Source organism: Rhodococcus sp. IEGM 1302 (assembly GCF_030056935.1).
Taxonomy (GTDB): Bacteria; Actinomycetota; Actinomycetes; order Mycobacteriales; family Mycobacteriaceae; genus Rhodococcus_F; species Rhodococcus_F qingshengii.
The window spans coordinates 1-13,143 of sequence record NZ_JASHKY010000031.1 but is presented as its reverse complement, the minus strand read 5'-3'; the positions used below and the strand labels follow the sequence as shown (position 1 = coordinate 13,143).

The window sequence follows — 13,143 nt, the reverse complement described above, 5'->3', positions numbered from 1 at the left end:
GGCTACGGCGCCTCGGCGAATAGTCCGTCGTGCTGTGGAAAGCTGGCCGCACGGCAATCGAACGACGCGAGGTGTGTGCAGTGAACTCTGGCGAACAAGAACCGATCCCCACGGATCGGATTCTCACTGTTCCCAACGTGCTCAGTATCGTGCGTCTACTCGCTCTGCCACTGTTCGCCTACCTGCTGCTCGTCACGCACTCGGACGGCTGGGCATTGGCGCTGCTGATGCTCAGCGGGTTCACCGACTGGCTCGACGGCAAGCTGGCCAGAGTGCTCGGACAGACCTCGCGTCTGGGAGCGCTTCTCGACCCGCTGGTCGATCGTCTGTACGTCGTGACGACACTGGTCACCTTCGTCGCCCGCGATTTCATTCCCTGGTGGGTCGCAGGGATACTCATCGGCCGTGATCTTCTGCTTGCGTTGACGCTGCCGATCTACCGCAGGCGTGGCCTGCCACCGCCCGAGGTGGTTTATCTCGGCAAGGCTGCGACCTTCCTACTGATGTTCGCGCTGCCGTTGATTCTTGCCGGGCACGGAGACTGGGCCATCGGACCGTTCACCCATGCCTTCGGTTTCGCTTTCCTGATCTGGGGAACCGTCCTGTACGTGTGGACTGCCGCGATCTACGTGCTCAAGGCCGTTGACGTTGCGCGAACCCACGAGGTCGTGCCCCGATGAAGTCGACCGGGGAGGACGTCCGTCGTAACCCGGTACCGTCGCTGCTTCGGTCACTCATGACCGAACATCTCGACCCGGGCTACGAGGCAACTGCATTCGAACGCCAGCACGAGCACACCAAGAACAGATCCTCGAAGACGGGGCCGTGGCTGGCCCTCGGCGCACTGTTGATCGGGTTCATCGTCACGGTCTCGGCTGTTCAGGCGACGAAGCAGGTGACCGGCACCGAAGAGGTTCGAAGCGAGTTGGTGGCGAAGGTCCGTGATGCGGAGGATCGAATCGATTCACTGGCCGCGTCCCGCGATTCACTCGGCGGCGCCGTCGACGCCGCGCGCGGCGTGGCGCTCGAAGGCGATGCACGCGGCAGCGCCGTCCTCGACCAACTGCGAGCGGTCGAATCCGGCGCAGGAGCCGAAGCTGTTCACGGAGAGGGACTGGTGGTGACGTTGACCGACCCGGCCGGACGCCCGAACCTCTCGGATGCGTCGCAACGGAGTGTCGGCGGTAAGACAGTTGTCCTCGATCGCGATCTGCAGACCGTCGTAAACGCCCTGTGGGCTGGGGGAGCGGAGGCGATCGCCGTCGGCGGCGTGCGAATCGGGCCGACGGTGACCATTCGTCAGGCGGGCGGCGCGATGCTCGTCGACAACCAACCTGTTTTCTCCCCGTACCTCGTCGAGGCGATCGGAGACACGCGAGCACTGCAGCGGAAATTCGTCGTCAGCGACGCCTACGTGAGAATGTCTAGCGTCTCGCAACTGTACGGAGTCGGTTTCGCGGTGGCCGAAGACGATTCGTTGACTCTGCCGCCTGCGGCGCCTCGCGCCGTCCGAGTGGCAACAGAACCCACAGAACCCAAGTGACAGAAGGAGTTCGATGAAGGCCGGTTCCGCCCTGTACGGACTCGCAGCACTGGTCGTCGGCATCGTCCTGGGCGTAGTTTTCAGCCCGCAGGTGCCCGACGTGATCCAGCCCTATCTTCCGATCGCTGTCGTTGCGGCGCTCGACGCCGTCTTCGGTGGACTACGCGCGTATCTGGACGAAATCTTCGACGCGAAGGTGTTCGTGGTTTCCTTCGTCTTCAACGTGCTTGTCGCGTCGTTGATCGTCTGGCTCGGTGATCAGTTGGGTGTCGGTACTCAACTCTCGACGGCGATCGTCGTCGTGTTGGGTATCCGGATCTTCGGCAACGCAGCGGCATTGCGACGCCGACTGTTCGGAGCGTGAGTCATGGCGGAACATTCCACGACCGAACCGGAAGAAGAACCTCCCGTCACCACTGCGGGTGAAGGTCGTCACGAGTTGCGTTCACCGTCCAAACACCGCACCAACGTCGTCTTCGCAATCCTCGCTGCTGTGCTGTTGGGCGTGCTCGGCGTTGCGATTGCCACACAGGTACGCAGCACAGTGGCCGGAGATTCACTCGACGCCGCGCGCCCTGCCGACCTCCTGGTGGTTCTCGACAATTTGAATCGGCGCGAAGCCGCGCTGAGGCAGGAAGTCGCGAATCTTCAGGAATCGCTTGCCACTTTGGAAGCCGGTGGCAACACGGGAGCAGCGCTGGACGAGGCGCGGGCGCGGCTGACCTCACTCTCCATTCAAGTGGGGACCGCTCCGGCCACTGGACCGGGTGTGACGATGACCCTGACAGATCCGGCGGGCGGCGTCGGATCGGAAGTGATTCTCGATCTCATCCAGGAACTGCGTGCTGCCGGTGCCGAAGCCATCTCGATCGCAGGTGCGAACGGCGAACCCATTCGTATCGGCGTGAACTCGTGGGTGAGTGGGCGCGGCGGCGAGATCGAATTGGACGGAACCCGGATCGAGCAGCCGTACACTGTGACCGCGATCGGAGATCCGCCGACATTGGCGGCAGCGTTGAACATTCCCGGAGGCGTCTTCGACAATGTCGCACGCAATGGCGGAACGTCGTCCGTCGAGCAATCGCAGCAGGTCACGATCTCCGTCTTGCGACAATTGAATCCGCGCCAATACGCTCAACCCGGAAATTGATCTTTTTGCGTCCGACTTTCGGACGGCCTGTGAAAGGAAGCCACTGTGAGTGAGCTCGATACACCTACCGATCTGCGCTACACCGCGGAGCACGAGTGGGTGAAGCGAACCGGCCCGACCTCAGTTCGAGTCGGTATCACCGACTTTGCTCAGTCGCAGCTCGGTGACGTCGTGTTCGTCCAGCTTCCCGCTGTCGACGAAGACGTGACCGCCGGTGAATCGCTCGGTGAGGTCGAGTCGACCAAGAGCGTCTCCGACATCTTTGCTCCGTTCACTGCGAAAGTTCTTGCAGCGAACGGTGAATTGGACGGACAGCCCGACCTCGTCAACACCGACCCGTACGACACGGGTTGGTTGGTCGAACTCGAGGTTGCCGACGAGGCCACACTCGACGCCGCACTCGCGGCAACTCTGGACGCGGAGGCATACAAGGGACTCACGTCCGAGTAGAAAACCTGCGCGTGGACCGGCCAACTCGTGTTGTGTCGCGGCCTGTCTCGCTGCACACGGCGGTCTGCGCAGGGTACGGTCGTTAGGTACGCATGTGCCGAGTCGGGGCGCAGGGCCGTATCGAACGTGACTGTGAAAGATGCTCGTGAAGAAAGTGCACTGCGTAGTCCAGTGATTCATGATCTGGATGATTGACCCAGGAGGAGAAACAGTGAGCGAGAACGGTAACGACGCGGGCTATGGGGAGTCGCCGGCGGAGACCACTTCGGTTTTCCGCGCGGACTTCCTCAATGAGCTCGACAACACCTCCTCTGCAGCACCGGCCGCCGAGCAGCCGGTTTCGGGCGTGGAAGGCCTTCCCGCCGGAGCCGCACTTCTGGTGGTCAAGCGGGGACCGAATGCAGGATCCCGCTTCTTGCTCGATCAGCCGACGACGTCGGCAGGTCGGCACCCGGACAGCGACATCTTCCTGGACGACGTGACCGTCAGCCGTCGTCACGCCGAGTTCCGTCAGGAAGATGCAGATTTCCACGTCGTCGACGTCGGAAGCCTCAACGGCACCTACGTCAACCGTGAGCCTGTCGATTCGGCAGTTCTCGCGAATGGTGACGAGGTTCAGATCGGCAAGTTCCGTCTGGTGTTCCTCACCGGCCCTCGTGCCGGCGGTTCGCAGGTCGGCGAGTCGTCAGCAGGTGCGGGTAGCTAATGACGGCAGTGCGGCAGCAGAGCCAGCCCGGAATGTCGATTGGTTCCGTGCTGGATCGGTTGCGTCCAGATTTTCCCGACGTGACGATTTCGAAGATCCGTTTCCTCGAGTCCGAGGGCTTGATCAGCCCGCAACGGACACCGTCGGGATACCGCAGATTCTCTGTCGAGGACTGCGAGCGTCTTCGCTTCGTGCTGACCGCTCAACGCGATCAGTACCTGCCGCTCAAAGTGATCAAAGAACAACTCGAAGCGATCGACAGTGGCGCAGCGACGGTGAGTGCAGAAGTTCCTGCGCCTCGTCGTGCTCGCGTCCTGTCGATCGCTACGGGCGATGTCTCACCCGAGGCGTTCCGGGTCGATCGCGAAGTTCGAGTCGGTCGTCAGGATCTTCTCGCGCGCGCTGACATCGACGATCGGTTTCTGACCGATCTGATCCGCACCGGTTTGGTCGTTCCCGGCGCGGCGGGCTTCTTCGACGAGGATGCCGTGACGTTGGCGCGCACCGCTAAGGCGATGTCCGAGTACGGCTTGGAGGTTCGCCATCTGCGCGCGTTCAAGTTGGCTGCTGATCGCGAAGCGGGACTGGTGACTCAGATCGCCGGACCGGTTGCCAAGGGTCGTGACGCCGGAGCACGTGATCGTGCCGAGGAAATGGTGCGGGAGCTGGCCGCTCTGTCACTGACTTTGCACACGTGTCTGGTCAAATCGGCAGTTCGGGGAAGTCTCGATCGCTGAGTTCCTCGATCAGCGGGGCACACTCGAATAGAATTTCAGTACGACCGCATCGGAGTCGGTCGGCTGGATCACGTCAGGTTGGAGGCAAGCTCGATGGGCGAAATGCGTGTGATCGGAGTTCGTGTCGAGCAGCCTCAGAATCAGCCGGTCCTGTTGCTGCGAGAGTCCGACGGCGATCGGTACCTGCCGATCTGGATCGGGCAAACCGAAGCTACCGCGATTGTTCTCGAACAACAGGGAGTCGAGCCGGCGCGGCCGCTGACTCACGACCTGATCAAGATCTTGATCGAATCTTTCGGTCGGAGCCTCAAGGAAGTTCGGATCGTGGACCTGCAAGAGGGCACTTTCTACGCGGATCTCGTCTTCGACGAGCAGACCACTGTCTCGGCACGTCCGTCGGACTCGATTGCATTGGCCCTGCGCATCGGCGTTCCGATCTTCGCGTCGGAGGCTGTTCTCGCCGAGGCCGGTCTGGTCATTCCCGACGAGCGCGAAGACGAGGTCGAGAAGTTCAAGGAATTCCTCGACACCATCTCGCCGGACGATTTCAAAGCCACTGATGGTTAGCCTGAATTGACTGGTTGCGGACTTTAGTCTTCAACTCTCAAGTAGAGGTTGAGTCTCGGTCGGCGTGTTGCGTTGACCATGCACCCTCCTGGACTTACCGTTGCGTGCGGTGGAGATCTTCTCGCCTTGTCGATCGAGGCGTACTCTGGGTAAGTCCACTCATGGAATTACCTGCCTTGGATTCACATCTGAAAGTTCGGTCGGCACGGGATTCTCGTGACTGCTGATAGCACAGGTTGGTTACATGATGGCGAAGCGAGAGGGAGACGGCAGTGGAAGAACAGTCGAATGAGCGCGGGACGGGCATAGCCGGTAGTGCCGCGACTGCAGAAATGTCTTCCGAAGAGCTGCAGCCGGGCTTGTTCCCGGACGATTCCATCCCCGACGACCTCGTCGGATATCGAGTACCCAGTGCGTGCCAGATCGCCGGGATCACGTACCGCCAACTCGACTACTGGGCACGGACGTCGTTGGTTGTTCCGTCGATCCGTGGCGCTGCCGGATCCGGAAGCCAACGTCTGTACTCCTTCAAGGACATTCTCGTTCTGAAGATCGTGAAGCGTCTGCTCGATACCGGCATCTCACTGCAGAACATCCGCGTTGCCGTCGATCACCTCCGTAAGCGTGGCGTCCGCGATCTTGCCAACATCACTCTGTTCTCCGACGGCACCACCGTGTACGAATGCACGTCCCCCGAAGAGGTCGTCGACCTCCTCCAGGGTGGGCAGGGCGTATTCGGCATCGCAGTCAGTGGCGCGATGCGTGAACTCACCGGAACGATCGCCGACTTCCCCGCCGAGCGGGCCGACGGCGGCGAAAGTGATCCCAACCCGGAAGACGAGTTGGCTTCGCGACGCAAGAATCGCGCCAGCCGCAAAACCGGATAACGTACGTCACATCTCTTTGGAGGATGCCACGGTGCAGGTAGGCGTTTCGGTCAACTAGACTGAGCCTGCGTCGCCGGCGTACGGGAGAGCCTCGGATACCGATTCACCGAACTTGTCTTTGTTTCAGTCTTTGTCTCAAAGGTCAGTCGTGAGCGGGATCAGGGCGCCGAAGGAGCAATACCTCCCCGTCAATCTCTCAGGCACCAAGGACCGTACGGGCTCCGACGCCTCTGGAAAGCGGTGGGACAACCCACCCGCCGACGGGGAAAGGCTGTGGCTTCCGCCTTCGGCGGATCACTACCGAATCTCTCAGGCGCTCGGGAATCGAGCATGCGACAGAGGGGGAGGAACACACCGCAGTTCGGTGTGTGTCCTGATCCTCCGATCTGTCTGGGAGTTGTCGTGATCGACGCTGCAAGCCGTATATTTGCCGACCGCCATGTCGGTCCGAACGCCGCGGAACTCGCGCGCATCCTCGAACTCGTCGGGGTCGATTCACTCGACGAACTGGCAACCAAGGCCGTTCCCTCCGTCATCCTCGACGCTGCCCCGAACGGCATCGCTGCCGGACTCGACGCTCTGCCGCTTCCGGTCGGAGAGCACGAGGCACTTGCCGAACTGACTGCACTCGCAGCCCAGAACACCGTCGCGACGTCGATGATCGGCCTCGGCTACTTCGACACGTTGACGCCGCCGGTGTTGTTGCGCAACATCATCGAGAACCCGGCCTGGTACACCGCGTACACCCCGTATCAGCCGGAGATCAGCCAGGGCCGTCTCGAAGCCCTCCTCAACTTCCAGACCATGGTCGCCGATCTCTCCGGCATGGAACTGGCAAACTCGTCGATGCTCGACGAGGCCACCGCCGCTGCCGAAGCCATGACGCTCCTGCGCCGCGCGAACCGCAGCAAGTCCCCACGATTTGTCGTCGACGCCGATCTCTACCCGCAGACCCTCGCCGTCATCGAGACTCGCGCCGAGCCGCTCGGCATCGAGATCGTCTCCGCGGACCTCACCGCTGGTCTTCCGGAAGGTGACTTCTTCGGCGTCATCGCCCAGATCCCAGGTGCCTCGGGACGAGTCGTCGATTACACCTCGATCATCGCGGAAGCTCACGAGCGCGGCGCACTGGTTGCCGTCGGCGCCGACCTCCTCGCGATGACGCTCATCACCTCACCCGGTGAGCTCGGCGCGGATGCGTGCTTCGGAACCACCCAGCGTTTCGGTGTTCCCATGGGATACGGCGGACCGCACGCCGGTTACCTGGCCGTGCACTCCAAGCATGCGCGTCAGCTGCCCGGCCGCTTGGTCGGCGTCTCCATCGACGCAGACGGAGACAAGGCGTACCGCCTGGCGCTGCAGACACGTGAGCAGCACATTCGCCGCGAGAAGGCGACGTCCAACATCTGTACCGCTCAGGTGCTCCTCGCCATCCTCGCTGCGATGTACGCGAGCTACCACGGCGCCGAGGGACTCAAGGCGATTGCGTTGCGCGTCGCTGCCCGCGCACACGCGTTGGCAAACGGCCTGCGCGAAGGCGGCGTGACCGTCGTCCACGATTCGTTCTTCGACACCGTGCTCGCTCAGGTTCCGGGCAAGGCGGCCGACGTCGTCGCTGCGGCCAAGGAATCCGGGATCAACCTGCGTCTGGTCGATGCCGATCATGTCGGTATCTCCTGCGACGAGGCCACGACCGCCGACCACGTCCTTGCCGTGCTCGACGCGTTCGGGATCGAGGATGCTGTTGTCGCCATCGAAGCCGAGGGCAATTCGGTTCCGGCTGCTCAGGAGCGCACCTCCGACTACCTGCAGCACGAAGCCTTCACCCGTTACCGTACGGAAACGGCAATGCTTCGCTACCTGCGCGCGCTGTCCGACAAGGACATCGCCCTCGATCGCAGCATGATCCCGCTGGGTTCGTGCACCATGAAGCTCAATGCGACCGCCGAGATGGAATCCATCACCTGGCCCGCGTTCAACGCGATCCATCCGTTCGCGCCGACATCGGATGCGCCCGGTCTGCTGAAGATCATCAAGGATCTCGAAGACTGGCTGGTCGCGGTCACCGGCTACGACAACGTCAGCCTGCAACCCAACGCCGGCAGCCAGGGGGAATACGCGGGCCTGCTCGCGATCCGCAACTACCACCTCAGCCGGGGCGACGACCACCGCGACACCTGCCTCATTCCGTCGAGTGCTCACGGCACCAACGCGGCTTCTGCCGTCATGGCCGGGATGCGCGTCGAGGTTGTCGCCTGCCGTCCCAACGGTGACGTCGACGTCGACGATCTGCGCGCGAAGATCACCGATCACGCCGAGCGTCTCGCCGCGATCATGATCACCTACCCTTCAACACACGGTGTCTACGAGCACGAGATCTCCGACATCTGTGCAGCGGTACACGACGCCGGTGGCCAGGTGTACGTCGACGGCGCCAACCTCAATGCGCTTGTCGGCCTTGCCCGTCCGGGCCGATTCGGCGGCGACGTCAGCCACCTGAATCTGCACAAGACCTTCTGCATCCCGCACGGCGGCGGCGGACCCGGCGTCGGCCCGATCGGTGTGCGCTCACACTTGACGCCGTTTTTGCCCGGACACCCGATGGCCCCCGAACTCGGTGGTGGAGGAACGATCTCGGCGGCGCCGTACGGCAGTGCGTCCATTCTGCCCATCACCTGGACCTACATCCGGATGATGGGTGCTGCGGGCCTGCGCCGCGCCAGCCTGACCGCCATCGCGTCGGCCAACTACATCGCGCGTCGACTCGACGAGTACTTCCCGGTTCTCTACACCGGCGAGAACGGCATGGTCGCGCACGAGTGCATCCTCGACCTCCGGGGGTTGACCAAGGACACCGGCGTCACCGTCGACGACGTCGCAAAGCGTCTGGCCGACTACGGTTTCCATGCTCCGACCATGAGCTTCCCCGTGGTCGGCACACTGATGGTCGAGCCCACCGAGAGCGAGAACCTCGAAGAGATCGACGAGTTCTGCGAGGCGATGATCGCCATTCGCGGCGAAATCGATCGCGTCGGAGCGGGCGAGTGGACGGTGGAGGACAACCCGCTACGCGGTGCTCCCCACACTGCGGGAAGCATTGCAGCGCAGTGGGATCACCCGTACTCGCGTGAGATCGCCGTCTTCCCGCGTGGCAAGGCTCGCCCGAAGGTGTGGCCGTCCGTGCGTCGTATCGACGGTGCACATGGCGACCGCAACCTGGTCTGCTCCTGCCCGCCGATCGAAGCGTTCGCAGGCAACTAAGGCGTGTGCCCGCCGGAGATCATCACCTCTCGCGTACGAGTTCGAGAACAGTGATCTCCGGCGGGGCGCCGACGCGTACCGGCGGACCCCAAGCCCCGGCGCCACGCGTCGTGTACAGCACTGTGTTTCCGACCCTGTCCAAGCCTTGCACCGAAGGCTGCTGCAGCGGAACGAGATACCGCAGCGGCCACATCTGACCGCCGTGAGTGTGCCCGGACAGTTGCAGATCGATACCCATCTCGGATGCCTCGATCGCTTGACGCGGTTCGTGCGCGAGAAGCAAGGCGAAAGTATTCGGATCGCGACCTGCGAGCGCGGCAGTCAGGTTCGGCTCGTACGGGTCCGGCGACGTGTAGTCGTGGATGCCCACGATGTCGATGGTATCGCCGCCATGCTGGATCGAGGTGCGGCTGTTGCGAAGTGTGGTGATCCCCAATGTCTCCCACACGTCGAGCCATTTGCCGCCGTCGTCGGCGTAGAACTCGTGGTTTCCGCTGACTCCGAAGATTCCGTCGGGCGCCCGAAGATCGGCGAGCGGAGCAAGATCGGGAGCAACTTTCGCGACGGTTCCGTCCACGAGGTCGCCGCCGATCGCGATCAGATCGACATTCTGCGAGTTCACGATATCGACCACCTTGCGGGTGAAGTCGACCCCGCGGGCCGGTCCCACGTGCAGGTCGGTGATGAAGGCGATCCGGTATCCGTTGAAGCCCTCAGGTAGGCGAGCGAGCGGCACGCGGACGCGGGAAATCTTGGGGCCCGACGCCTCGTAGACGCCGTAGCCGGCGGTGCCGATCGCCGCGAGAGTGACTGCTGCCGTAGCCAACTGCAACGTACGACGCTTGGCTGGGTCGACTTCGGTCGTGGTATCCGTGTGGCGTGCACGTAGTCGACCGATCCCGGCGAACAGGCCGATCACGAGCAGTCCGGGAATCAGATACAGCCACGAAGCCAGCCAGACCCATCCGACAAATCCGATCGGTCGCGCCCACGATGTCGGAAAGACTTCGCCGCTGCCGACCCCGATGAGCGTCGAGACCGCCAAGACGACAAGCGCAGTGTCGGCGAGACGAGCCCATCGCCTCGGGATGCCGGTGGCGCGAACGAGTCGGCGATGCAGGAACCAGGTCAGAAGGGCGAGAAGGACTGCAAAAACCGCGACGCGCCCCATCAGGACAGCATCTTGGTCACTGCGGCCGCGAGAGCGGGGTCGGACGTCGAATCGACCCGAACCAATGTGCCGCCCGTCCGATCCGAGACGTCTTGGAGTGTGGAGACGTCGTCGCCCGCACCGACGACGATCACGTCGACCTGTACCGGACGCGACGGATTGCCCGCAGCGGCGATCGCGCTGAGCAGTTCGGCTCGCGTCGTGGTGGATTCGTCAGGCGTACTCGAGGTGATCAGCAGCACCGAGTTGACTCGCCCCGCGTCGAAACCGTCCACGGCGGCTTTGTAGGAGCTGGCAAGCGCCGGGTATTTGGAGGTCTTTCCGCCGGCCCGAAGCCCGTTGAGGAAATCGGTGATCGTGGCACGCCGATTCGGCTCGGACAGTGAACCGCCCGGAACCAGGATGCGCTCGGACGGTTTTCCGTCGGTGCCCGTGCTGAACTCGCGAAGGCCGATGTCCGAAGCGTCAGGGCTGCGACCCAATTGGGTATTCACCGCCGAGGCAACGTTCGCCAAGCGGGTAGTGCCACCGTCGTCGGTACCCATCGACGCCGACGTGTCCATCAGGATGGTGGCACTACGCGGCGAGACCGGGTTGGCGACTATGTCACCGAGCGCCGCTGCGGTCTCCGCCGAAGCCGGTTTCAACGTGGACGAGATCTTGGCCGGGGACACCGCCCCGAGATCGGGAAGGTCTTGGCCCTCGACCCGGAAACCGGCGCCGACGAACAACTGTGACTGATTCGGCTCACGCATGAAATCGGCAAACTGTGCCGCTGCGCGCGACGCGGTTTCGTCGATCCCGCTGCCCGAGACGATGACCGCCGGATAGTCCGCGACTGGCGTTGCGCCGGCGGGGGAGTACGTCGTCATCGCCGCGTTCGCGCTCTGCGCTATCGACTGTTCCGTGGCCGGAACGGCTTTCACCGAATCCGGTGTTCCGGCGCTCAGTGCTCCGAGGGCTTCGGCGGTGGACGAGGGGGGAGTCGGCAAGGATTGGAACTGCAACGCCCGTGCACTGAGCGCAGCGTTGACCTGAGCGGACTTCGCCTGATCCGTCGTGACCGGACCGGCACCCGCATCGGCGACGTCGGCAGCGATCGCCTGTGCAGCCATCGAGGTTTCGGTACTTCCGACCGGCAGGGCGACCGTCAGATCGGAAGGCAAAGACTTCCAACTCGATGCTGCGCCGGCCAATGCTGCCGCGGTCTCGGGACCGGCTGCCAGAACGATCGGGGAACTCGCGAGCGAGCGAGGATCACCGTTGATCACGGCCTTGCCCGACAGTGGCGCGAGTTCGAACGAACTCGTCGGGATCCACAGGGAGGGACGCGGTCCCAATGCTGCGTCGTCCCAGGGGGCCGCCGGACCGGCTTCGAGTGCCGTCGAGACCGACGCGGACGGCGCACCGTGCACCACGACGGCGATGCAGTGATCACGCACCACCGGCGAGGTCTGGGTGTACCGCTTCGCCAGTTCCTCGACCTGTGGGGCTATGGACGGATCCGCGGTGACGTCGAGTGTCTTGTTGCCCTCGACGCACGTACCGGCTGCCTGCTGTCCCTGATCGTCGATCCGGTTGCTGAGGGCCTTCCATCCGAAGAAGCCTGCCACGATCAAGACGATCAGCACGACGACGAGAATCGGCCCCTTACTGATACCTCTGGCGCCTGACCCGCCGCGATGTTCGCCCACGTACCTTGCCCTACCTTGGTCACTCGAAGAATGTCTGTTGAACGGACTGTGTCCTCGGCCAGTCTAGTGACGAAACTTCGGGGCCTACGCGAACAGCCTCGACACCGGGAGCGGTGCCGAGGCTGTTCGGGTTCAGCTTCGAGTTCGAAGAAGGTGAAATCAGGCGTTGGCGGCCTTGTACTCGCGGCGGCGGCGATGCAGGATCGGCTCCGTGTATCCGCTGGGCTGCTTCGCGCCTTCGAGGATGAGTTCCTTGGCAGCCTGGAACGCGATGTTGGAATCGAAATCAGGTGCCATGTTGCGGTACTCGGCGTCGCCCTCGTTCTGACGGTCGACAACCGGGGCCATGCGCTCGAGTGCACTGACAACGTCGCTCTCGCTGACGATGCCGTGACGCAGCCAGTTGGCGAGTAGCTGGCTCGAGATGCGCAGCGTGGCGCGATCCTCCATGAGCGCGACATCGTGGATGTCGGGAACCTTGGAGCAGCCGACGCCCGCGTCGATCCAACGGACCACGTAGCCGAGGATGGACTGGCAGTTGTTGTCGAGCTCTTCCTTCTTCTCCGCGTCCGTCCAGTCGGTGCTGGGAGCGAGCGGGATGGTCAGGATGTCGTCGACGCTCGCACGCGGCTTTCCCTTCAGGCTGTCCTGAACAGCGAACACGTCGACGCGGTGGTAGTGCGTCGCGTGCAGCGTTGCGCCGGTCGGCGAAGGTACCCACGCGGTGTTGGCGCCGGCCTTGGGGTGACCGATCTTCTGCTCGAGCATGTCCGCCATCAACTCGGTCATGGCCCACATGCCCTTGCCGATCTGAGCCTTGCCCTGCAGACCGCAGGCCAGACCGGTGTCGACGTTCCAGTCCTCGTAGGCGCCGATCCACTTCTGCTTCTTCATCTCGGCCTTGCGCACCATCGCGCCGGCTTCCATGGAGGTGTGGATCTCGTCGCCGGTGCGGTCGAGGAAGCCGGTGTTGATGA

General features: G+C 63.2%; 13 protein-coding genes and 1 riboswitch. Of the genes, 10 read left to right on the top strand and 3 right to left on the bottom strand.

What is annotated here, in order from left to right; all coding sequences use genetic code 11:
* Positions 1 to 80: 80 nt before the first annotated feature.
* The 10 genes from QM609_RS25830 (at position 81) to gcvP (ending at position 9,301) form a co-directional block, all read left to right on the top strand.
* Positions 81 to 680 (top strand): CDP-alcohol phosphatidyltransferase family protein, encoded by a 600-nt coding sequence (locus QM609_RS25830; RefSeq protein ID WP_050656170.1) that lies wholly within the window; start codon positions 81 to 83, stop codon positions 678 to 680.
* Positions 677 to 1,543: a DUF881 domain-containing protein gene (locus QM609_RS25825; RefSeq protein ID WP_003946177.1), complete on the top strand. Its 867-nt coding sequence runs from the start codon at positions 677 to 679 to the stop codon at positions 1,541 to 1,543. The genes QM609_RS25830 and QM609_RS25825 overlap by 4 nt, the downstream gene beginning before the upstream one ends.
* A 13-nt stretch (positions 1,544 to 1,556) precedes the next feature.
* Positions 1,557 to 1,907 (top strand): small basic family protein, encoded by a 351-nt coding sequence (locus tag QM609_RS25820; RefSeq protein WP_003946178.1) that lies wholly within the window; start codon positions 1,557 to 1,559, stop codon positions 1,905 to 1,907.
* 3 nt (positions 1,908 to 1,910) lie between these two features.
* Positions 1,911 to 2,693, top strand: coding sequence for a DUF881 domain-containing protein (locus QM609_RS25815; protein ID WP_007731994.1), 783 nt, complete (start codon positions 1,911 to 1,913; stop codon positions 2,691 to 2,693).
* Positions 2,694 to 2,738: 45 nt separating this feature from the next.
* Positions 2,739 to 3,143, top strand: a complete 405-nt coding sequence (gene gcvH / locus QM609_RS25810; RefSeq protein WP_003946160.1) for a glycine cleavage system protein GcvH — start codon at positions 2,739 to 2,741, stop codon at positions 3,141 to 3,143.
* Between the two features lie 211 nt (positions 3,144 to 3,354).
* The gene (gene garA, locus QM609_RS25805; RefSeq protein WP_003946166.1) at positions 3,355 to 3,849 is read left to right on the top strand and encodes a glycogen accumulation regulator GarA; all 495 of its coding nucleotides are present in this window, start codon (positions 3,355 to 3,357) and stop codon (positions 3,847 to 3,849) included.
* Entirely contained in the window at positions 3,849 to 4,586 is a 738-nt protein-coding gene (ftsR, locus tag QM609_RS25800) for a transcriptional regulator FtsR (protein ID WP_003946161.1), read from the top strand. Before garA ends, ftsR begins: the two co-directional genes overlap by 1 nt.
* A gap of 93 nt (positions 4,587 to 4,679) precedes the next feature.
* A complete protein-coding gene (locus tag QM609_RS25795; RefSeq protein ID WP_003946194.1) occupies positions 4,680 to 5,153 on the top strand; it encodes a bifunctional nuclease family protein in 474 nt (157 codons plus the stop codon).
* Positions 5,154 to 5,485: 332 nt separating this feature from the next.
* Entirely contained in the window at positions 5,486 to 6,040 is a 555-nt protein-coding gene (locus QM609_RS25790; protein WP_021344354.1) for a MerR family transcriptional regulator, read from the top strand.
* Between the two features lie 220 nt (positions 6,041 to 6,260).
* A riboswitch (glycine riboswitch) is annotated at positions 6,261 to 6,389 on the top strand.
* A gap of 53 nt (positions 6,390 to 6,442) precedes the next feature.
* Positions 6,443 to 9,301, top strand: a complete 2,859-nt coding sequence (gene gcvP, locus QM609_RS25785; RefSeq protein ID WP_050656171.1) for an aminomethyl-transferring glycine dehydrogenase — start codon at positions 6,443 to 6,445, stop codon at positions 9,299 to 9,301.
* A 22-nt stretch (positions 9,302 to 9,323) separates the two neighbouring features.
* Here gcvP and QM609_RS25780 read toward each other — a convergent pair whose 3' ends face one another.
* The 3 genes from QM609_RS25780 to QM609_RS25770 form a co-directional block, all read right to left on the bottom strand.
* Positions 9,324 to 10,472, bottom strand: a complete 1,149-nt coding sequence (locus QM609_RS25780) for a metallophosphoesterase (RefSeq protein ID WP_050656172.1) — start codon at positions 10,470 to 10,472, stop codon at positions 9,324 to 9,326.
* The gene (locus QM609_RS25775) at positions 10,472 to 12,166 is read right to left on the bottom strand and encodes a VWA domain-containing protein (RefSeq protein WP_007732001.1); all 1,695 of its coding nucleotides are present in this window, start codon (positions 12,164 to 12,166) and stop codon (positions 10,472 to 10,474) included. The genes QM609_RS25780 and QM609_RS25775 overlap by 1 nt, the downstream gene beginning before the upstream one ends.
* 159 nt (positions 12,167 to 12,325) lie before the next feature.
* Positions 12,326 to 13,143 (bottom strand): aldolase/citrate lyase/malate synthase family protein (locus QM609_RS25770; protein WP_502942725.1); only part of this gene is annotated, 818 nt, incomplete at its 5' end.